Here is a 20,233-nt window from a genome sequence, read left to right as displayed (position 1 = left end):
CCCTCCGGTTCAGCTCACGACCTCCGACAGATTCGGCACCACGCGGGTCAGCCGGAACACGCCCCACAGGAGCAGGAGCGCGCCGAGCACCTCGGGGAGCAGCCACCAGCCGGTGCGGACCAGTTCGTCGAACAGGGTGACGCCCAGGACGAGGCTGACCGTCGCGTCGCCGATGGTCAGCGCCGGCTGGGACGCGGTCAGCGGGCCGGCCTGGAGGGCGTTCTCCAGGAGCAGGAGCGCGCAGACGCCGGCGAGGGCGAAGGCGTAGGTCTGCCAGGTGGTGAGGAAGGCGGCGAGTCCGTCGTCCGCGAGGGTCTCGGTGGCGGACTTCATCAGCGCGGCGGTCAGGGCGTTGCCGACCGCGGCGGCGGAGGCGAGGGCGGCGGCGCGAAAGAGGGGCGAGCGGCCGGGGCGGGCGAGGAGCACGGCGGCGGCCATCGCCGACAGGCACACCGTCAGCACCGGGATCCAGTGCGACATGGGCGCCTGTTCCTTGACCTCCTCGGGCGCCGCCGAGAACAGGAGCACGGCCAGACCGCCCACCACGGCCCCGACCGCCCACCAGCCCGCGGCGGACAGCCGCAGGCCGAGCAGGGGGATGGCGATCAGCAGAGCGAACGGCAGTTCGAGGATGAAGAGGGGCTGTACGAGGGCGATGGGTCCGTTGACCAGGGCCAGCGCCTGGAAGACCGCGGCGCCCACGACGCCGGCGATGCCGATCGCCCAGGCGGGCCGTCGGGCGAGCGCGAGCAGCAGCCGTAGTCCGCCGCCCTGCGGCACGGTGGCGGCGGCCTTGCGCTGGAACGCCGTCCCCATGGCGTTGCTGGCGGCGCCCAGGACGGCGAAGAGCACGGCGAGCACGGTCACCTCTCCACTCCACCACGCCGGGCCGCCGCCGGCCCGGCGCGGCACGGCGTCGCGGCGGCGTCGCTCCGGCGTCCCCCGGTCGGCGGGCGCCCGGGGCGGGGTCGGGCGGATATTTGAGGGGAGGGCGTTTTCGGGGGACGCCGAGGACCGCGGGGAGCGGGAGGTCCGGTGGGCACGTCACGGGATGCGGACGCCCCGTCCGCGGCCGACGGCTGGGGCGGTCCGGCGCCGCCCCTGCGCTGGTCGGTGGTACTGAGCTGGCTGGTGGGCACGACGGTGCTGCTGGCCGTCATCGGCGTCTTCCTGGACCGGGAGACCCGGCTGGTCCCGTTCCTCGTGGTGCTGCCCGCGCTGATCTCCGGGCGGGGCACGGTACGGCAGACCGTCGTGGCCTCCGCGTGGGTGACGCTCACGATCGTCGCCGCCCTGTTCGACCGGGCGGAGGACACGGTCGCGGCCGCGGTGGCCACGGTCGTCTTCGCGCTCGTCTTCAACGGGCTCAGCGTCGCGCGGGCGGCGCAGCGGGTGCACCGCGAGCGCGAGATCGCCCGGCTGCGGTCCGCCGCGGCGGCGCTGCAACGGCAGTTGTTGCGGCCCTTTCCGCTGATGACGGACCAGCTCCTGGTGCACGGGCTGTACCAGCCGGTGGAGGAGGACAGCCGGGTGGGCGGCGACGTCTACGAGGTGGTGGCCTCCCCCTACGGCAGCCGGGTCTTCATCGGCGACGTCCAGGGCAAGGGGCTGCCCGCGATCAGCGCGGCGTTCGCGGTGCTGAGCGCGTTCCGGGAGGCGGCCGTGGCCGAGCCCACGCTCACCGCCGTCGTGGACGCGCTGGAGGAGGCGGTGCTGCGGCACAACTCCTTCGCCGCGCAGGTCGGCGAGAGCGAGCGCTTCGTGACGGCGCTGGTCCTCGGCGTGGACTCCGGGGACGAGGTGCAGGCGATCAACTGCGGCCATGTCGCGCCCCTGCTGCTCGACGGGGGCAAGACCGGTCCCGTCCTGCACGGCGAGCCGTGCGTCCCGCTGGGCCTCGACGCGCTCGCTCCCACGCCGCGCACGGTCGACTGGTTCGCGTTCCCGCACGGCGGCACGCTGCTGCTGTGCACGGACGGCGTCACCGAGGCCCGTGATCCGTCCGGCGCCTTCTATCCGCTGGAGGAGCGCGCGGCGGTCTGGTCCGGGGTGCGGCCCGGCGAGGTGCCGGCCGCCGTCTACCGCGATCTGCGGCGGCACGCGGACGGCGCGCCCGGCGACGACACGGCGCTGATGGTGGTGCGCAGGAGGTCGGACGTCGACGGGGCGGACGTCGACGGAACGGACGCAGGCGGGGCGGACGCCGGCGCGCTGTGAGGCCTCGCGTCCAGGGGTCGTATGCGCGTGTCAGCCCATCAGATGGCGCTGCATCCAGTCGGCGGCCGTCCGGCGGAAGAGCCTGCGGTTGTCCGCGCGGCGGAAGTCGTGGCCCTCCTCGTGCAGCAGGAGCAGCCGCGCCTCCAGGCCGCGGTCGCGGGCCGCGCGCACGAACTGCTCGGACTCGCCCGGGGGCACGTTGGTGTCGTGTTCGCCGTGCACGGCGAGCACCGGGGCCTGGAGCGCGTCGATCCGGCTCATCGGGGACAGGGAGTACAGCAGGTCGTGGTCGTGCTCCGGGTGTCCGTACTTGTGGGCGGCCGACTGGGCGATCCACGGCTCGGTGCCGGCGAAGAACGTCGTCAGGTCGGACATGCCGCACACGGCGACGCCGGTGCGGAACAGATGCGGGTGCCACACCAGGGACGCCATCACCAGGTAGCCGCCGTAGGAGCGGCCCATCACGGCGAGCCGCCGCGGGTCGGCCGGGCCCCGCGCGATGGCGTGGGCCGCGCAGTCGGCGACGTCGTCGATGGCGGCGAACCGGCCCTTCCCCAGGTCGGCGTCGACGAAGGAGCGGCCGTGGCCGGACGAGCCGCGCACGTCGGGGGCGAAGACGTCCAGGCCGCGGCTGATCAGCTCGTGGTAGAGGGGGTGCAGGATCGGGCGTTCCTGCTCCTCGGGTCCGCCGTGCAGATGGAGGACGCAGGGCGCGGGCTCGCCCGGGGAGCGGCCGGGGGCGCGGTAGTACCAGCCGCCGAGGGTCAGTCCGTCCCGTGCGACGGGGTGCATCGGCACGGGCCGGGTGGGCGGCCGGCCCGGCGGGACGGCGTCCTCGTCACGGGAGGACCAGCGGGTGCGTACGGGCGCGCCGGACGGGACGTGCCAGATGCCGGGGCGGCGGCGGGAGCCGGAGAGGGCGACGACCGGACCGCCGGGGCCGGTGAGGGGCACGACGCGGGTGACGACCTCGTGCGGGAGGGGCACGGGCCGCAGCGGGAGCGCCGTGCCGTCCGGGGGCGGGGCCGGGGGCAGGGCGGTGAGCTCCAGTTCGCCGGCGCCCTTCACGTTCCAGGAGAGTGCGGCGTTGCGGCTCTCGCGGTCGAGGAACAACAACTCCAGGTCGCAGTCGGCGCGTTCGGCGACGACGGTGGTGCCGAGCGGCTGTCCTCGGGGGCCGAGGCGGATCGCCGTGAGGGCTGCGTACTCGCGGTCGTCGTCGCTGCGCAGCCACAGGGTGCCGCCGTCGGGCGAGAAGGCGCCGATCCAGGGATCGCCGTCGGCGACCCGCTTCACGCAGGTCACGGCCAGGTCGTGGGTGCGTACGACGAGGGCTTCGCGGCGTCCGCGCGGTCCCCGGCGCAGCAGGGCGAGCCGGCCGTCCTGGCTGAGGTCGCACACCCTGAGGGTGGGGGCGGCGCGTTCGGCGGCGAGGAGGACGGGCGCGGACAGGCCGTCGGGGTCGACGAGGTACGCGGACAGCGTCCTGGACTCCAGGTGGTGGCCGGGCGGGCCCTGGTGGACGAGGTGCGGGCGGTCCGGCGGGGCGGGTTCCGTGACGGTGACGGCGACGGCCGTGCCGTCGTGCTGCCAGCAGCCGAGGTGCGCGGAGGTGCCGGGTTCGCCGCCGGCCAGCAGGTGCCGGTCGGCCCCGTCGGGGCGTACGCACAGCACCTGGGTCAGTTCTCCGCCGCCGGGCGCGACCGTGTACGCGATCCACCGTCCGTCCGGCGACCAGGACACCTCGGTGACCGGCTGCGGATCGGCGTCCAGCAGGCGAACGTCCTCGCCGCCGACCGGTCCCGCCCAGAGCTGCGGCACGCCGGCGCGGTCGCAGATGAAGGCGGTCTCTCGGCCGTCGGGGTCGGCCGAGGGGTACCAGCAGCCGTGGGACAGCAGGGGCTGCGGCGCGCCGTGCGCGGTGGAGGTGTCGGGGAGCGGGAGCGGCGCGGGGGCGGCGCGCACGGCGTCCGTGGTGGACGGGCGGGAGCCGAGGGCGTCGTCCGGGGGGCTCGTGCCGTCCACCGGGGGCCGCCCCGTGTCGCCCGCCGGGGGCCGGGCGGGAGCGGACGTCGGGGCCGGCGAAGGACCGGTCAGCGGATCGCGTGCGTCTGAAGCCATGTTTCCAGCAGTGCTATCTGCCACAGCGTGTTGGCTCCTCGCCTGGTGCGGTGCGCGTCGGGGGCGGCGAGCAGTTCGGCGACGTACTCCTGCCGGAAGAGGCCGCGGGCCTTGGCCTCGGGGGCGTACAGGGCCTCGCGGACGCGCTGGAGCACCGGTCCGGCCATGTGCTTGATCGCGGGGACGGGGAAGTAGCCCTTGGGCCGGTCGACGACCTCGCGCGGGAGGACCTTGCGGCCGACCGCCTTGAGGATGCCCTTGCCGCCGCCGGAGAGCTTCAGCTCCGGCGGGCAGGCGGCGGCCAGTTCGACCAGTTCGTGGTCGAGGAACGGGACGCGCGCCTCCAGTCCCCAGTCCATGGTCATGTTGTCGACCCGTTTGACCGGGTCGTCGACCATCATCACGTGCGTGTCCAGCCGGAGGTCGGCGTCGAGCGCCGTCTGCGCGCCGTCGGCCGCCATGTGGGCGCGGACGAACTCCGAGGAGACGTCACGGTCCGGCAGGACGCCGGGTTCGAGGATGCGGGCCAGGTCGTCGTGCGGGCGGTCGAAGTAGGCGTCGATGTACGCGTCGGCGGCCCGCTCGCGCGGCACCGCGGACATCCGCGGGTACCAGTGGTAGCCGGCGAAGACCTCGTCGGCGCCCTGTCCGCTCTGGACGACCTTCACCTCCTTGGCGACCTGCTCGGACAGCAGGTGGAAGGCGACCGCGTCATGGCTCATCATCGGTTCGCTCATGGCCTGCACCGCCGCGTCCAGGGCGCCGGAGACCCGGTCGGAGGGCACCATCAGCTGGTGGTGCCGGGTCTGGAAGCGCGCGGCCACGAGATCGGAGTAGGCGAACTCGTCGCCGTCCTCGCCGCCCTCCGACTCGAAGCCGACGCTGAAGGTCGCCAGGTCGGTCTGCCCCTCGTCGGCGAGGAGCGCCACGATGAGGCTGGAGTCGAGCCCGCCGGACAGCAGCACGCCGACCGGGACGTCGGCGACCATGCGGCGGCGCACGGCGGTGCGCAGCGTCGCCAGCACCGCGTCCGTCCAGTCCTCGGCGCTCAGGCCGGCGTGCTCGGGACGCCGGGTGTAGTCGGGCTGCCAGTAGCGGTGGTCGTGGTGGGCGCCGTCGGGCTCGATCGTGCGGACGGTGGCGGGCGGGAGCTTGCGCACGCCGTTGAGGACGGTCCGGGGGGCGGCGACGGTGGCGTGCCAGCTGAGGTACTGGTGCAGGGCGACCGGGTCCAGCGTGGTGTCCACGCCGCCCGCGGCCAGCAGGGCGGGCAGCGAGGAGGCGAACCGCAGGCGCTCCGAGGTGTGGTCGAGGTAGAGGGGTTTCACGCCGAGCCGGTCGCGGGCCAGCACCACGCGTCCGGTGTCCTGTTCGACGACGGCGAAGGCGAACATGCCGTAGAAGCGCCGTACGCAGTCGACGCCCCACTCCAGGTACGCCCTGAGCACGACCTCGGTGTCGGAGTCGGAGAAGAAGCGGTGGCCGAGGCCGCGCAGTTCGTCGCGCAGCTCACGGTAGTTGTAGACGCAGCCGTTGAAGACGCCGCTGATGCGGGCGCCGGGGTCGGCCATGGGCTGGGCGCCGCTCTCCGACAGGTCGATGATCTTCAGCCGGCGGTGTCCGAGGGCCGCCGGGCCCTGGGACCACAGTCCGCGGCCGTCGGGGCCGCGGGGTGCGAGCCGGTCCGTCATGCGTTCCACCGCCGCGATGTCGGGCCGGGCGCCGTCGAAGCGGATCTCGCCGCTCAGCCCGCACATCGCGCGGCCCTCCGTCCCTCGAAGCCCCCGGCGGGGGCGACGCGTCCCGGTGGGCGGCACCGGCCGCCGGGCGCGCCGCCCCTCGGGGCCGGCTCGGGGCTCGGTTCGTCCGGGGCTTCCGGTGTCGGGGCGGGATGCGTGCTGCACATGACGGGGTGACTCTCCTTGTCGTGGGGGACGGGGTCGGGCAAGGGGCGCGGGCCTACGGCTCGGGCGGTCCTGCCGGGGCCGCCGTGGGGACGTACGGGTGCACGTGTCGCGCGGCGACGGCTCGGGTGGGGCGGGACGGGCGGGCCGTCGCCCGGGTCCCGCGGGTCTCGGCGACCATCAGGTCGATGCTGGCGAGGAGGTCCTCGGTCTGGGCGGTGCGCCGCAGCCGGTCGGCCGCGCTGCCCGCGGCGAGGGCCTCCTCCAGCAGGGCTTCCACGATCTGCCGGTCGCCGGAGGCCTCCAGGGCGGGGCGCAGCCGAGCCGCCATCGCGCGCAGCACCACCCGGGCGGGCTCGGCGCGGTGCGTCTCGGGGTGGACCAGGCAGCCTTCGAGGCCCGAGCGGGCCGCCCGCCAGGCGGCGGCGCGCAGCCGGTCGTGGCGGTCGTGGCGGTTGTCGCAGCCGGTCCCGGAGCTGCGGGCGAGGCGGTCGCAGGCGTCGCGCACCAGCGCGCGGAAGAGTCCGGCGATCAGCACCACGGTCTCCACGCGCGGGCAGGCGTCGCAGATGCGCAGCTCCAGGGTGCGCTGGTGCGCGGAGGGCCGTACGTCGTGGTAGACCATGCCGGCGTCGCTGATGACGCCGGAGGCGATGAGTTCCTCCAGGGCGGCGTCGTAGTCGGCGGCGTCGGAGTGGCAGCCGGCCGGTCCCGCGGTGGGCCACCGCTGCCACACCATGGTCCGCCAGCTGGCGTAGCCGGTGTCGGCCCCGAGCCAGAACGGCGAGCTGGCCGAAAGGGCGAGCAGCGGCGCCAGCCACGGCGAGACCAGGCACATGGCGCGTACGGCGGTGTCGCGGTCGGGCACGTCGACGTGGACCTGCGCGCTACAGATGAGCTGTTCGTCGGCGACGCGACGGTAGTCCTCGACCATGCGCCGGTAGCGGGGGTCGGCGGTGACGTCGTGGGAGGTGACGCGGGCCAGCGGGACGGTGCCGGCGGCGACCACGGCGAGTCCCAGCGAGGAGGCGGCCGCGTCGAGCCGCCGCCTGGTCTCGGTCAGGTCCTTGAAGAGGTCGTCCAGGGTGTCGTGGACGCCGCTGTTGCTCTCGACGACGGTCTGCTGGAGTTCGCGGGTGAACTCGTCCGTGTCCGTGCGGCCCAGCAGCGCGTCGGCGCGTGGCACGAGACGGCCGCTCTCCACGTCCAGCACATGGAACTCTTCTTCTACGCCTATGCGCACCGTCACGTTCGTCTCCCTCGCCCTGCTTCCGCGCCGCCTCCGCACCCCTCGGTGCGGTTTCGGAGGTGATCGGCGCTCTCCCGAGTGCCCCGGTCGGAACGCGTGCAAGCGTCGGCTCGACCCTTTGCGTCCTGACCTGCTCAGATGAGCGGAGTGTTCAGCTGTGTCGGCCGCCCGGACGGGCGGCTTCGGTGTCGGCTCGCCCTCCGGCGCCGAGCGGCCCGGTCTGGCCGAAGGCCTCGGCGGCCTCCAGCCGGGGCAGCGCGCGCCGGCAGCGGCGCAGCACGAGCGGCGGCAGGGCCGCCCGCGTGATCTGCGCGAGGCGCAGCCAGCCCGGCACGTAGACGGCGGTGCGGCGCTGTTCCACGGCCCGCGCCAGTCGCTCGGCGACCTCGCGCGCAGGGTAGACGTGCCGGGCGGGCGGGGGCATGTTCGCGCGCAGTTCACGCAGGACGGCGTACCGGTCGGCATCCCGGATCATGTCGGTGTCGGTCCAGTTGATGTAGGCGATGCCGACGGCGACGCCCCGGTGGGCCACCTCGGCCCGCAGCGAGTGGGCGAAGGCCTCCACGCCGGCCTTGGAGGCGCAGTAGGCGCTCATCATCGGCGCGGCCCCGATCGACGCCAGGGAGGCGATCTGGAGGTAGTAGCCCGCCGTCTCCTCCAGGTCGGGCAGGAACGTCCTGGCGGTCAGGGCGCTGCCGGTGAGGTTGACGTCGACGACGCGACGCCAGACGGCCATGTCCTCCGTCTCGAACGGGCCGCCCTCGGCGATGCCCGCGTTGGCGACGACGGCGGACGGCGGGCCTAGGCGGGCGCGGACGGTCTCGGCGGCGCGGGCGAGCGCGTCCGCGTCGGTGATGTCGACCTCGACGGCCACGGCTGGGGTGGGCAGCGCGGCGGCCACCGCCTCCAGCGCCGGGCCCTCGTGCCCGAGCAGCGCCAGCCGCGCGCCGCGCCGGGCGAGGGCGTGCGCCTGGGCCGCGCCCAGTCCGCGGGCGGCGCCGGTGACGACGACGGTGCGGTGGGCCAGGGGGGTGTCTGGCATGGGACGCTCCGACTCGTTGCCGATGGGTGCGGGGGCCGATGGGTGCGGGGGCCGATGGTGCGGGGGCCGATGGTTGCGGGTTGTGCCGATGCTTGCGGTGTGCCGATGCTCGCGGTGCCGATGCCTCTCGTCCGGTGCCGGGTGCGCGTCCGGGTCAGCGGGTCGGGTCGCCCGTGCGGTCGCGGTGGGCGAGGGCGCGTTGGAGGCGGGGCAGGCCGGGGGGCAGGTTGCGGCGCAGCGCCGCGCGGGCGGCGTTGGCGCCCGGGGCGCCGTGGACGCCGCCGCCCGGATGCGCGCTCGCGGAGGCGAGGAACAGCCCGCGCACCGGGGTCTCGGGACGCCCGGTACCGGGCGTCGGCCGGAAGACGAGCTGCTGGTGGAGGGCGGTGGTGCCGCCGTTGATGGCGCCGCCGAGGAGGTTGGCGTCGAGTTCCTCGAGGGTGGGCGGGGCGAGGACGCGGCGGGCCCGGATCAGTGAGCGGAACCCCGGGGCGAACCGTTCGACCTGGCGCTCCACCCGGTCGGCCATCAGCTCCTGCTCCTTCTCGTCCCAGGCGCCGGTGAGGCCCTCGTCCCCGGCGTCCGAGGTGACCTCGTGGGGCACGTGCGTGTAGGCCCAGGCGGACTCGGTGCCGCGCGGGGAGCGGGTGGCGTCGGCCGTGGTCATCTGGCCGAACAGGGCGAAGGGGCGGTCGGGTATCCGCCGCATGGCGATCTGCGCGGCGAAGCGGGTCAGCTCGTCGAGGCCGTCGGCGAGGTGGACCGTGCCGGCTTGCGCGGCCCGGTCGGACGTCCAGGGCACGGGGCCGTCGAGCGCCCAGTCGACCTTGAAGGTGGCGAAGTCCCACTGGAACCGCTGGAGATCGGCGAGCAGTTGGGGCGGGAGGTGCTCGGGCTCGACCAGGCCGCCGTAGAGCGCGGGGACGGACACGTCGGCCAGGACGGCGCGGCGCGCGGGGACCGTGTCGCCGTCGGCGGTGCGCACGGCGACGGCCCGGCCGCCCCGGACGAGGATCCGCTCGGCGCGCACACCGCAGCGCAGGGCGCCGCCGCGCGTCCGCAGCCGGTGGACGAGGGCGGCGGTGAGCGCGCCCGCGCCGCCGACCGGGACGGGGAAGCCGTAGGTCTGGCCGAGCATGGACATCAGCCAGCCGAAGCCTCCGCTGCCGGCCGCCTCGGGGGCGAGGTCGGCGTGCAGCGCGTTGCCGGCCAGCAGCAGCCTGCCGCCCTCTCCCCCGAACTCCTCGTCGCCCATGCGCCGCACCGGCAGCAGCAGGGTGCGCGCGAGGCGCAGTCCGCCCGCGCCGCGCAGCCGCAGGGCGAGCCGGGCGCCCGCCTTGACCGGCGGGAAGGGGGTGAAGAGGGCGTCGAGGATGTCGGGGCGCAGTCGTTCCCAGACGTCGTGCAGTCGCCCCCAGGCGTCGCCGTCCCCGGCGTGGAAGACGTCGAGGGAGGCGGCGGTGGTGTCGACGGCTCGGTCCAGTACGGCGCACCGGCCGTCGCTCAGGGGGTGCGCCAGCACGCGTGGGGCGTGGCTCCACCGCAGGCCGTGGTCTTCCAGGCGGAGCCTCGACAGCACCGGGGACGCGGCGGCCAGCGGGTAGAAGGAGCTGAAGAGATCGCTGACGAACGCGGGGTCCACGCCCCGGTCGTGGCGTACGGCGCCGCCGGGTTCGGGCTGCTCCTCCAGGACCTCCACGCCCCAGCCGGCGTCGACGAGCAGATTGGCCGCGACGAGACCGTTCGGACCGGCACCGATCACGACGGCATCAGGCATCTGCGCCTCCGAACGCGGCTCGACCGCCGGCGGCCGGGGAGGAGGCTCCACCGCCGGGGGCGGGGCGGGCGTCGGGGGCGGGGCCGGTACCGGTCGCCGGGCTGCTACCGCTGGCGGGGCTGGCCCCAGTCGCGGGGCTGGCACCGGAAGCGGGGCTGGCCCCAGTCGCGGGGCTGGCACCGGAAGCGGGGCTGGCCCCAGTCGCGGGGCTGGCACCGGAAGCGGGGCTGGCACCAGTCTCGGGGCTGGCACCGGAAGCGGGGCTGGCACCAGTCTCGGGGCTGGCACCGGTCGCCGTCGCCGAGCTGGCCCCGGCCGCCTGGCTGGCCCCGGTCGCGGGGCTGGCCCCCGAAGCCGGGCCGGCCCCTGTCGCCGAACCGGAACCGGGCTCGGGACGGGTGTCTGGCGTCGGGGTGGTCCTGTTCTCGGTGCCGCGCCGTTGCTCCGCTTCGCAGACCTTGGCCAGGCGGGCGAGCATGGCGCGGTGTCGTATCTGGATCAGCACCTCCACGCCGGCGTTGTGCAGCGCGCCGCTCGCTCCTTGCAGCGGGTGCTCGTCCACGATCACCAGGCAGTGCTCGCCCCAGGGGCGCAGTTCGATGGCGATCCTGGCGGTGCCCAGCGCGCCGGCGCGGGCCTCCAGCTCCAGTTCGCGGCCCTCCACACAGCGCCGGACGACGGTCTCGTTGGAGAGACGGACGGGGCCGAGACGGATCTCGTAGCCGATCTCCGCGCCGACCTGCGGCCACCGGCCGCGCACCGGGTGTGACTCCGTCGTCCCGACCACCCAGTCCGCATAGCGCGTCCCGTCGGCCAGGACGGCCCATACCGTCGCCGGGTCCGTCTTGATCAAGTTATGCCGCACCGCCACAACAGCCTCCCGTGCTCGCCGACAGCTCACCGCCAAGTGCCCACTTCACGGCGGGCGAACCGGGATCAACACGGATATTCGGTCAGCGCTCGACGGTGTACGGCTCCCACGGACGCGGCCCGTCCCCGGATTCCCACGCCCACAGCCCCTCCGCGTCCACGCACACGATCCCGCACTGCTCGGCGTACTCGACGGCGGGCGCGGTGAAGTCGCTGGTGGTGACGATGACGGCGACGTCGGCCTCGTGGACGGTGAAGCAGGTGCCGCCGAAACGCTGGAGGTCCTGCGAGCCGACCTTGTTGCCGTCGCCGTAGCGCTTGCACTGGATGACGAGCCGGTGTCCGCTCGGCGCGACGGCGATCACGTCCGCGCCGAGGTCGCCCGCGCCGCCCACCACCTCCACGTCCGTGCAGCCGTCGCGGGCGCACAGGTCGGCTATCGCCTGCTCGAACTCGTAGGGATCCAGAACGTCGTGGGGATCGATCGCCGTCGCGGGCGGATCGAGCGGCTCCGTCACGGTCCCGCAGGGCGGCGCTGTCGCCGGCTCGGGAATCAGGACCACGGTCGTCTCGTCCACGGCCGTGCGGTGGGCGACGCCGTGGGCGGCGGGGGCCGCCGGCGCGGTGTGGTCCAGTTCGTCGGCGGCCGTCTCGGCAGCCTGCTCCAGCGCCTCGGCGGCGCGCCGCACCATCCCGCGCGCGGACCGGCGACGTCGGCCGCGACGGCAGGCCACGGTGCCCCCGGCCGCCAGGAGCAGCAGCGCCACCGCCCAGCCGGGGTGCCGCTCGGCGGCGGTCGCCGCGGTGCGGGCGGTCAGGACGGCGAGGCTCAGCAGGACGGCGAGGAAGACGAAGAAGAGGGCCGTCGACCGGAGGTCGAAACGACGGCGCTGTACAGGGCGCAGCGGGCGCGTGGGCGCGGTCACGGTGGCGATTCCTCCCGGAGCCTCGATGAAGATCACTTCCGCTTGTGCCCAGCGGAACCGGTTTCACCGCGCGGACCCGAGTACGGGCATGCGTCGTCCGAGTCGCCGCCCGAGTCGCGTCCCGAGTCGCCCAAGTCGGCTCTGAGGGGGAGGAGTTGAGGGGCGGAGCAGATCAGCCCCGGCATGCGAACGGACCCCGCCCGGGGTGGGCGGGGTCCGTTCTCGCGGAGGTCAGATCCGGCCGCCGGTGAGGCGGGTGATCGGACCATGGGTGTGGCGGCCGGAGCGACGGCCGACCGCGTAGGAGGCCGCGGACAGCGCGGTCAGGCCGGCGCCCACGCCGGCGGCGACCAGCTTCCGGTGGGCGATCACGGTCCACGCCGTCTTCGCCCCCGCCGCGACCTGCCCCGAGGTCGCGATGATCGCCTGACGGCCGACCTCGACGGTCCGGGCCGCGCTCTGGGCGGCGCCGGTCGTCACCTCGGCCGCGCGCTCCGCGCCCCGCTTGGCGGCCGAAGCGGCCTCGCCGGTCTTCGCGGCGGCCCCGTCGGCCGCACGCGTGGCCGGCGCGGTCGCCTTCGTCGCGCTCTGCCGGGCCTTGGCCGCGGTGGCCCGCTTCTTCGTCTCTCGCTCTTCGCTCGTCTCGGCGTTCGATTCACTCATGGACTTCGCGTTGCCGTTCCCCGGTGCGGCAAACACGTTCCGTCGCGGTGACATCCCGGGGCGGCCCAGCGGCAGTTCACGGCCCGGGTAGGGTCTCGCGCATGCGCCTCGCCCTGTTCGACCTGGACGGCACCCTGGTGGACCGTACGGCCGCGTTCGCGGACGCCGTGGCCGACCTCTGCCACGACCACGGCTACGGTCCCGAGATCGAGCGGTGGCTGCGGACGGAACTGGCCGATCACGCCGAGCGCGCCGACTTCGCCCGGCTGCGCGAGACCTTCGGGCTGCGCGAGTCGGCCGGGCACCTGTGGCGGGTGTACGTAGACCGCATGGCGGCGGCCGTCACCTGCCGTCCCGCCGTGCTGCACAGCCTCGCCCGGCTGAAGGAGCGCGGCTGGAGCGTCGGCGTCGCCACGAACGGGTCGTCCGACATCCAGCGCGCCAAGGTCCGCGCCGCGGGTCTCGCGGACCTCGTCGACGGCATCGCCGCCTCGGGGGACATCGACGTCCGCAAACCCGACTCCCGGCTGTTCGAACTGGCCGCGGCCCGCTGCGGCACCCAGCTCACCTCCAGGGACTGGATGACGGGCGACAACCCCGAGACGGACATCGACGGCGGCCATCGGGCGGGCCTGCGGACGATATGGGTGGCGGGACGCCCCTGGCCGGACGGTCTGACCGTCCCCCACCACACGGTCGCCGACGTCCCCGCCGCGGTCGACCACCTGCTGGCGCACTCGGTGGCATAGACGAGGCAGCGGCTCAACTCCCTTGTGCCATCCTGCTGTTGCCCTACCCGCTGTTGTCCCCTCCCGCTGTTGTCCCCTCCCGCTGTTGTTCCACCCGCGGGCACCTGCCCGTCACCCCGCCGCCCCCTCCCGGTTCCACCGCGCCACCAAGATCGCCGTGTTTGTCATGCCCGCTACCGAAGGAAGGTCGACGTGGCCAGACCTCTTCCGCGATCGTTCGCCGTGTCCGCGCTGACGGCGTCCCTCGTCCTCACCGCCGCGCTCCCCGCCTCCGCGAAGGGCGACGGCGCGCTGCCGACCGTCCTGCCCCGCGTCGAGACCGCCCCGCTGTACGACGACGAGGCGGGCGGCAACGCCGACGCCGACGACCCCGCGATCTGGCGGAACGCCGCCCGCCCCGACGCCAGCCTCGTCGTCGCCACCGCGAAGGAGGGCGGACTGCGGGTGTACGACCTCGACGCCCGCCTCGTGCAGTCGATCGCCGCGCCCGCCGGGCCGGGGCCCGACGACGCCCCGGGCCGCTTCAACAACGTGGACCTATTGCACGGGCTGAAGCTGTCCACCGGCCGGGCCGACCTGGCGGTCACCACGGACCGGGGCAACGACCGCCTCCGCTTCTACCGCGTCGACCCGCGCACGCCCTCGCGCCCCCTCACCGACGTGACCGACCCGGCCGCCGCGCCGGTGTTCTCCGCGGACCAGGCCGAGATCAACGAGCAGCGCACGGCGTACGGCCTCGCCACCTGGACCGACCGGGCCACCGGCCGCAGCTACGCGCTGGTGAGCCGGCGGGAGCGCACCACGGTCGCCCTGCTCGAACTGACCGCCACCACCGACGGCAAGGTCGGCTACCGCAAGGTCCGCACGCTGACCCTGCCCTCGACCTTCAGGCTGCCGAACGGCGCGTCCTGGTCGCCCTGCGGGGAGCCGGGCGAGCTGCCGCAGGTCGAGGGCATGGTCGTCGACCCGGCGAACGGCACGCTCTACGCAGGTCAGGAGGACGTCGGCATCTGGCGCGTGCCGGCCGCGCTCACCGGCGCGCCCCGGCTCGTCGACACCGTGCGGGAGTACGGCGTGCCGGGCACGTACGACGAGGCCACCGAGGAGTGCGTGCCCGGCGAGGACCCGGGTTACGGAGGCGACCGGCTCTCCTCGGACGTCGAAGGCCTGACGCTGGTCACCGAGAAGGACGGCGACGGGTATCTGCTGGCGTCCAGCCAGGGCGACGACACCTTCGCCGCCTACGACCGCGAGCTCGCCGAGCACAACGAGTACGAGGCCGGTTTCCGCGTCGGGGCAACGGCGGGGGGCCCGGACGGCTCCGAGGAGTGCGACGGCGCGGCGGCGCTCAGCGAACCGCTGGGGCGCAGGTATCCGCACGGTCTGCTCGTCGTGCAGGACGGGCACGACGACGCCGGCGAGGCCGAGGGACGCACGGCGACGAACTTCAAGTTCGTGGACCTCGGGAAGGTGCTGGGCGCGCTGGACGACTGACGGCTGACGATGACGACCGACTGACGCTGGCGACCGACTGACGATGACGACCGAGGGGCGCGGGCGGACCGGTCCTCCGACCCGAGTCGAGGAGCCCATGGCGTCCCGGCGGCGCGGCGGCGCCGCCGTCACGCTCCCGGGATCGCGCCCGGCCCGTCGCCCTTCAGCCGTTCCAGGTCGGACGGGCGCACCTGGATCACCAGGGTGGCGATGAGCGCCGCGATCAGGGTGAAGACGGCCGCCATCACGAAGGCCGCCGAGATGCCCGCGGTGAGGACCTCGTCGGACCAGGGCGGCGGGAGTTCGCCGGTGCGCTGGAAGCGCAGTTGTTCGAGCGGGGTCGCCTGGGCCAGGAAGTCGGGGATCTGCCGTCTCGCCTCGTTGGCGCTGGCGGTGCCGAACATCGTGACCAGGATGGACAGGCCGAGCGAACCGCCCACCTGCTGCATGGCGTTGAGCAGGCCGGAGGCCGCGCCGGTCTCCTCGGTGGTCACGTCGGACAGCGCCATCAGGGTCAGCGAGACGAACTCCATGCCCATGCCGAGGCTGAACACGAGCATCGGGCCGAGGACGCTGCCCGCGTAGGTGGAGTGGACATCGGTCAGGGTGAGCCAGGCCAGGCCCGCGGCGGCCAGGACGGCGCCCACCACCATGAAGGGCTTGGGGCCGTACACCGGCAGGAACCGGGAGGCGAGTCCCGCGCCGACCGCGATGACCGCGCTGACCGGCAGGAAGGCCAGGCCGGCCTGCAAGGGGCTGAAGTCCAGCACGTTCTGCACGAAGAGCGTGAGGAAGAAGAACATGCCGAAGATGGCGGCGGCGAGGCACAGCATGATGCCGTAGGTGCCGGCGCGGTTGCGGTCGGCGAACATGTGCAGCGGGGTGATCGGCTGCCTGGACCGCCGCTCGACCAGGACGAACAGGGCGAGCAGGACGACCGCTCCGGCGAACGAGGCCAGGGTGAGCGGGTCGCTCCAGCCGTCCTGGGCGGCCCGGATGAAGCCGTACACCAGCAGGACCATCCCGGCGGTGGAGGTCAGCGCGCCGGTGATGTCGAAGCGGCCTGGGTGGCGTTCCGACTCCCTGATGAAGCGGGGTGTGGCCAGCGCGATGAGCAGGCCGATCGGGACGTTGACGAAGAGAACCCAGCGCCAGTTCAGCCACTCGACGAGCATGCCGCCGGCGAGCAGCCCGATCGCGCCGCCGCCCGCGGAGACGGCCGCGAACACCCCGAACGCCCGGTTGCGTTCGGGGCCTTCGCGGAACGTGGTGCTGATCAGGGCGAGCGAGGTCGGGGAAGCGATGGCGCCGCCGACGCCCTGGAGGGCGCGTGCGCCGAGGAGTTGGGCCTCGTTCTGGGCGAACCCGCCGAGCAGGGAGGCGAGTACGAAGAGCAGCACGCCGAAGACGAACACCCGTCGTCGGCCGAGGATGTCGCCGGCCCGGCCGCCGAGGAGGAGCAGTCCGCCGAAGGTGAGGGTGTAGGCGTTGACGACCCACGACAGGCTGGTGGTGGAGAAGTCCAGGGACCGCTGGATGTCCGGGAGGGCGATGTTCACGATGGTGATGTCGAGGACCACCATCAGCTGACACGAGGCGATGACCAGCAGCGCCATCACGCTTCCGCCGCCGCCCTGTTGACGGGCGGCGGTGTCGGTCGCGGAGGTGTGCTGCGGAGCTCTGCTCATGACGTGTCGCCCGCTCGGGGGCGGGCCCCTGGTGAGAATCGGCGGACGACCCCGTCCACCGTCAGGTTCACCGTTCGACCGTACGCCCCCGCCGGGGCCGTCACCACTCGATCAGCGCAGGCAGGCCGGCTCGCTCAGCGCAGGCAGATCGACGCGGAGTCATCGGCGCGCTGCCCGCAGCGATATTACTGAACCGTAACCTACCGGCCAGTACCCCGGGTAACACCTCTGCCGCTACGGTCCTGACAGTTCGTCCAACAACCGTGACCGTTCCCGGATCGAACGTGCGCCGGACGGCCCACCCCCACCCGGGCCGTCGTCCCACCCGAGCCGCAGAGGAAGGCTCGGCCTCCCCTCTCCCCCCGGAGGTCCGCCATGTCCGCCCCCACCCGCATGCTCGCCGCGGCCGTCACGGCCGCCGCCTGTCTCGGCACGACGGCCGTCCCGGCCGCCGCCGCGTCGCCGTCGGACGACGCCGTCGTCTCGCGCGGCGTCACCATCCCCGCCTTCTACAATCCGCCCGCCTCGCTGCCGGCGGCCGACGGAGCCCTGGTCCGCAGCGAACGGCTGCCGCTCGCCCTGAGCCTGCCGGGCATCGACGGCCCGCTGCCCGGCCGGGCGACCCGCCTGATGTACAAGTCCACCGACTCCGGCGGCCGGCCCGTCGCCGTCACCGGCGCCTACCTCGAACCGACCGCCGCCTGGCGGGGCTCCGGACCGCGCCCCCTCGTCGCCGTCGCGCCCGGCACCATGGGCCAGGGCGACCAGTGCGCCGCCTCCCTCGGCCTCGAACGCCCGCTGCTCCTCAACGGCCAGACGCTGTCGGTCGGTTACGAGCTCCTCGCGATCTACCGCCTCCTGGCCCGGGGCGTCGCCGTCGTGGTCACCGACTACGCCGGACTGGGCGCGACGGACCGACTGCACACCTACGTCAACCGGGTCGACGAGGCCCACGCCGTGCTGGACGCCGTGCGCGCTGCACGGTCACTGCCCGGGACCTCGCTCACGGACGACTCCCGGGTGGCGCTGTACGGGTACAGCCAGGGCGGCGGCGCCACCGCTGCCGCCGCCGAACTCCAGCCCGTCTACGCGCCCGACGTCCCGCTCGCCGGCACCTACGCCGGGGCCCCGCCCGCGGACCTGGTCGCCGTCACCAAGGCCATCGACGGCAGCGGCCTCGCCGGGGCGCTTGGCTGGTCGGTCAGCGGGTTCGTGCAGTCGGACCCGGAGCTGAAGCCCATCGCCGACGCCCATCTCAACGCGGCCGGGAAGGCGGCCCTGAAGGACCTGTCGACCATGTGCGTGGGCGACGCCCTCTTCTCCTACCACGGGGTGCGAAGCAACACCTGGACCACCGACGGGCGTTCCCTCGGCGACATCATCGAGTCGGTGCCGGCGCTCAGGGCGTTCCTGGCCGACCAGCGCATCGGCACGCACCGGCCGGCGTCCCCGGTGCGGATCGCGACCGGGACCGCCGACGACCTCGTGCCGCACGGGCAGGCGCGCGGACTCGCCGTCGACTGGTGCGCGAAGGGCGCCGCCGTGACCTACAAGCCCGTCGTGCTGCTGCCGTTGGGCGACGGTCTCGTCAACCACGTCACGCCGCTGCTCGCCGACCAGGGCGAGGCGCTCTCCTGGCTGACCGACCGGCTCGACGGCAAGCCGGCCCGCTCCGACTGCTCCACCCTGCCCTGGCGTCCCTGAACCCGCTGCGCCTGCTCGACGGCCGTCAGGTCAGAGCCCGTCGAGCAGGCCGAGGCGCGCCACGATCCGCTTGCCGACGGGTTCCCGTACGACGTCGAAGTCCTGGGCCACGGCCATCACGATCTCCAGTCCGTGCTGGCCCACCCGGGTCGGGTCCGCGCCGCGCGGCGCGGGCATGCCCGGATCGCTGTCCCAGACGGTGATCTCCACCGCGGCGCCGATGACGCGCAGATGCAGCAGGACCGGTCCGGGCGCGTGGCGCAGCGCGTTGGTCACCAGTTCGCTCACCACCAACTGGGACAGATCCATGGTCCGCGCCGACACCGGCACCCCGTGCTCGCGTTGGACGCGCGCGAGGAAATCCCCCGTCAGATGCCGCGCCCCCGCGATGCATCCGTCCTCACCGTCCAGCGCCGCCGTCGTCTCGACCGGGCCCTCGTCAGGCCCGAAGAACCCTTCGTCGGGCGGGACAGGTTCCATCCGCACCGCCTTCATCACCCCGTTCATGTCCGCGCGCTTACCCCCGAATCCTCTTCCTACGCCTCAGGCGCATCACCGGCGTGTTCGCGCTGCTCGTCGGCGGTCAGGGAGCGCCGGGCGCGTCGCCCCGCCAGTCGAAACGGCGGCCGTCCGCGGGGCGGCGTGCGTACAGGGCTCGGCCACCGGGTCCGTACCGGCCTATCTCCGTCGTCAGCGCCACCTCGTGCGGCTCACCGTCGGCGCGGTCGGTCACGTCGAGCAGCAGCCCGTCGAGCGGGCCGCCGACCAGCTCGGCGTAGGCCCGGTCGGGGCGGGGGCCCGCGTCGTCGTGGTCGGCGCCGTAGACCCGCCCCCTCATGAAGTCAGCCTCGTCCATGACCAGCAGCTTGGCATCCGCCACTGACAACGGCCCCCTTCCGGCCCTCACCGGAGGGGCGGTCTTCGGCCAAGGCCGTGGCGGAAAAGCCTCGATCGGGGACATGCGGTCACCCTGCGGGTATCACTCCTTCACGGATCGTGTCGGGGGCGGGGGTGCCGACCCTGGGGGAACACAAGGCGGAGCGTGCGCCGGCGGGCGAATCGTCGCGCGCCCGGCGCCGGCGGGCGGTGCGCGAGCTGCGCGCGGCGGGCCGTTACGGGCCCCGGCTGCGCGAGGCGCTGCCGGGTCTCGCCGCGCTGGTCGCGTGCGTGTGCGGCACGGTCGCGGCGCTGGCGCTGGCCGGCCGGACGGTGGGGGTGTGGGTTCCCGTGCTGGCCGTCGTGGCGCTGGCCGCCGTCGTCGTGGTGGCGGTACGGCGGTCCCGGCGGCCCACCCGGCGGCGCGGTGGTCGCTACACGGCCGAGGAGCTGGCGGAGCTGGACATGCCGGCGCTGGCGCTCGCCGTGGCGCGGATGCTGCGGCGGGACGGCTGGCGGGTGCTGCCGCCCCCGGCGCACGACGTCCCGCACCTCGCCGCGCGGGACGGTCGGGGGCGGCTGATCGACGTGGTGTTCCGGCCGGTGGCCGAGCCGTTGCCCGGAGAGGAGACCGCCTGCTCGTGCCGATTACCCGGGCGTCCCGCGCCTCGGGTGCGTCTGGTCGTGCATCGTGGCACGTTCACGCACCGGGACGAGGTGTGGGCCGCTCGCCAGGGGAACACCTATCTGATCGACGGCGCCCGACTCCAACTGTGGGCGCGCGGCACGCCGTTGGCGGAGATCGCCGGCATCGGCGGCCCGCCGCCGCGCCGCCGCGCCTGACCCGCCGCGGTACGGGGAACGGGAAACGCGTCGGGGGGGGGGGGGGGGGGGGGGCGGGCGGGGCCGCGCGGGATAAAAAAAAAAAGAAATGTTGGGGAAAAAAAAAAAAT

General features: G+C 74.4%; 16 protein-coding genes and 1 pseudogene. 5 read left to right on the top strand and 12 right to left on the bottom strand.

Features of this window, described 5'->3' with window-relative positions; genetic code table 11:
- Positions 1 to 9 precede the first annotated feature (9 nt).
- The gene (locus ACFYX4_RS28130; protein WP_389339126.1) at positions 10 to 867 is read right to left on the bottom strand and encodes a DMT family transporter; all 858 of its coding nucleotides are present in this window, start codon (positions 865 to 867) and stop codon (positions 10 to 12) included.
- Positions 868 to 1,035: 168 nt separating this feature from the next.
- Here ACFYX4_RS28130 and ACFYX4_RS28125 point away from each other — a divergent pair, with 168 nt between their 5' ends.
- Entirely contained in the window at positions 1,036 to 2,217 is a 1,182-nt protein-coding gene (locus ACFYX4_RS28125) for a PP2C family protein-serine/threonine phosphatase (RefSeq protein ID WP_389339124.1), read from the top strand.
- Between the two features lie 30 nt (positions 2,218 to 2,247).
- Here ACFYX4_RS28125 and ACFYX4_RS28120 read toward each other — a convergent pair whose 3' ends face one another.
- The 8 genes and pseudogenes from ACFYX4_RS28120 to ACFYX4_RS28085 form a co-directional block, all read right to left on the bottom strand.
- Complete coding sequence (locus ACFYX4_RS28120) at positions 2,248 to 4,338, bottom strand: prolyl oligopeptidase family serine peptidase (protein ID WP_389339121.1); 2,091 nt, start codon at positions 4,336 to 4,338, stop codon at positions 2,248 to 2,250.
- Positions 4,311 to 6,095: an N-acetylglutaminylglutamine amidotransferase gene (locus tag ACFYX4_RS28115; RefSeq protein WP_389339119.1), complete on the bottom strand. Its 1,785-nt coding sequence runs from the start codon at positions 6,093 to 6,095 to the stop codon at positions 4,311 to 4,313. Before ACFYX4_RS28115 ends, ACFYX4_RS28120 begins: the two co-directional genes overlap by 28 nt.
- Positions 6,096 to 6,297: 202 nt before the next feature.
- Positions 6,298 to 7,491, bottom strand: a complete 1,194-nt coding sequence (locus tag ACFYX4_RS28110; RefSeq protein WP_389339117.1) for a glutamate--cysteine ligase — start codon at positions 7,489 to 7,491, stop codon at positions 6,298 to 6,300.
- 151 nt (positions 7,492 to 7,642) lie between these two features.
- Complete coding sequence (locus ACFYX4_RS28105; protein WP_389339115.1) at positions 7,643 to 8,533, bottom strand: SDR family oxidoreductase; 891 nt, start codon at positions 8,531 to 8,533, stop codon at positions 7,643 to 7,645.
- Positions 8,534 to 8,687: 154 nt separating this feature from the next.
- A complete protein-coding gene (locus ACFYX4_RS28100) occupies positions 8,688 to 10,310 on the bottom strand; it encodes a phytoene desaturase family protein (protein WP_389339113.1) in 1,623 nt (540 codons plus the stop codon).
- A gap of 430 nt (positions 10,311 to 10,740) precedes the next feature.
- Positions 10,741 to 11,181: pseudogene (locus tag ACFYX4_RS28095) on the bottom strand (SRPBCC family protein); the annotation flags it as partial.
- A gap of 82 nt (positions 11,182 to 11,263) precedes the next feature.
- A complete protein-coding gene (locus tag ACFYX4_RS28090; RefSeq protein WP_389339111.1) occupies positions 11,264 to 12,106 on the bottom strand; it encodes a restriction endonuclease in 843 nt (280 codons plus the stop codon).
- A gap of 231 nt (positions 12,107 to 12,337) precedes the next feature.
- Complete coding sequence (locus ACFYX4_RS28085; protein ID WP_389339109.1) at positions 12,338 to 12,769, bottom strand: hypothetical protein; 432 nt, start codon at positions 12,767 to 12,769, stop codon at positions 12,338 to 12,340.
- Positions 12,770 to 12,870: 101 nt separating this feature from the next.
- Between ACFYX4_RS28085 and ACFYX4_RS28080 the strand changes: the two genes are divergently transcribed.
- The gene (locus ACFYX4_RS28080) at positions 12,871 to 13,518 is read left to right on the top strand and encodes an HAD family hydrolase (RefSeq protein ID WP_389339107.1); all 648 of its coding nucleotides are present in this window, start codon (positions 12,871 to 12,873) and stop codon (positions 13,516 to 13,518) included.
- Between the two features lie 192 nt (positions 13,519 to 13,710).
- Complete coding sequence (locus tag ACFYX4_RS28075; protein WP_389339105.1) at positions 13,711 to 15,012, top strand: phytase; 1,302 nt, start codon at positions 13,711 to 13,713, stop codon at positions 15,010 to 15,012.
- A 128-nt stretch (positions 15,013 to 15,140) separates the two neighbouring features.
- Here ACFYX4_RS28075 and ACFYX4_RS28070 read toward each other — a convergent pair whose 3' ends face one another.
- Complete coding sequence (locus ACFYX4_RS28070; RefSeq protein WP_389339495.1) at positions 15,141 to 16,628, bottom strand: MFS transporter; 1,488 nt, start codon at positions 16,626 to 16,628, stop codon at positions 15,141 to 15,143.
- 447 nt (positions 16,629 to 17,075) lie between these two features.
- Here ACFYX4_RS28070 and ACFYX4_RS28065 point away from each other — a divergent pair, with 447 nt between their 5' ends.
- The gene (locus tag ACFYX4_RS28065; protein ID WP_389339103.1) at positions 17,076 to 18,404 is read left to right on the top strand and encodes a lipase family protein; all 1,329 of its coding nucleotides are present in this window, start codon (positions 17,076 to 17,078) and stop codon (positions 18,402 to 18,404) included.
- A 30-nt stretch (positions 18,405 to 18,434) separates the two neighbouring features.
- Here ACFYX4_RS28065 and ACFYX4_RS28060 read toward each other — a convergent pair whose 3' ends face one another.
- A complete protein-coding gene (locus ACFYX4_RS28060; protein ID WP_389339101.1) occupies positions 18,435 to 18,911 on the bottom strand; it encodes an ATP-binding protein in 477 nt (158 codons plus the stop codon).
- Positions 18,912 to 18,987: 76 nt separating this feature from the next.
- Positions 18,988 to 19,260 (bottom strand): hypothetical protein, encoded by a 273-nt coding sequence (locus ACFYX4_RS28055; protein ID WP_389339493.1) that lies wholly within the window; start codon positions 19,258 to 19,260, stop codon positions 18,988 to 18,990.
- Between the two features lie 155 nt (positions 19,261 to 19,415).
- On the opposite strand from ACFYX4_RS28055, the gene ACFYX4_RS28050 reads away from it, so the two are divergent.
- The gene (locus tag ACFYX4_RS28050) at positions 19,416 to 20,123 is read left to right on the top strand and encodes a hypothetical protein (RefSeq protein WP_389339099.1); all 708 of its coding nucleotides are present in this window, start codon (positions 19,416 to 19,418) and stop codon (positions 20,121 to 20,123) included.
- Positions 20,124 to 20,233: the final 110 nt, after the last annotated feature.

Origin of the sequence: Streptomyces sp. NPDC002328 (assembly GCF_042890065.1) — a bacterium.
GTDB lineage: Bacteria > Actinomycetota > Actinomycetes > Streptomycetales > Streptomycetaceae > Streptomyces.
This window is presented reverse-complemented; position numbering and strand designations above follow the sequence as displayed.

What these genes read in the sequence shown, in the direction of transcription:
- ACFYX4_RS28065 (WP_389339103.1), top strand. Translation starts at nt 17,076, where the DNA reads ATGTCCGCCCCCACCCGCATGCTCGCCGCGGCCGTCACGGCCGCCGCC.
- ACFYX4_RS28120 (WP_389339121.1), bottom strand. Translation starts at nt 4,338, where the DNA reads ATGGCTTCAGACGCACGCGATCCGCTGACCGGTCCTTCGCCGGCCCCG.
- ACFYX4_RS28060 (WP_389339101.1), bottom strand. Translation starts at nt 18,911, where the DNA reads ATGAACGGGGTGATGAAGGCGGTGCGGATGGAACCTGTCCCGCCCGAC.
- ACFYX4_RS28080 (WP_389339107.1), top strand. Translation starts at nt 12,871, where the DNA reads ATGCGCCTCGCCCTGTTCGACCTGGACGGCACCCTGGTGGACCGTACG.
- ACFYX4_RS28085 (WP_389339109.1), bottom strand. Translation starts at nt 12,769, where the DNA reads ATGAGTGAATCGAACGCCGAGACGAGCGAAGAGCGAGAGACGAAGAAG.
- ACFYX4_RS28115 (WP_389339119.1), bottom strand. Translation starts at nt 6,095, where the DNA reads ATGTGCGGGCTGAGCGGCGAGATCCGCTTCGACGGCGCCCGGCCCGAC.
- ACFYX4_RS28055 (WP_389339493.1), bottom strand. Translation starts at nt 19,260, where the DNA reads ATGGACGAGGCTGACTTCATGAGGGGGCGGGTCTACGGCGCCGACCAC.
- ACFYX4_RS28105 (WP_389339115.1), bottom strand. Translation starts at nt 8,533, where the DNA reads ATGCCAGACACCCCCCTGGCCCACCGCACCGTCGTCGTCACCGGCGCC.
- ACFYX4_RS28070 (WP_389339495.1), bottom strand. Translation starts at nt 16,628, where the DNA reads ATGGCGCTGCTGGTCATCGCCTCGTGTCAGCTGATGGTGGTCCTCGAC.
- ACFYX4_RS28100 (WP_389339113.1), bottom strand. Translation starts at nt 10,310, where the DNA reads ATGCCTGATGCCGTCGTGATCGGTGCCGGTCCGAACGGTCTCGTCGCG.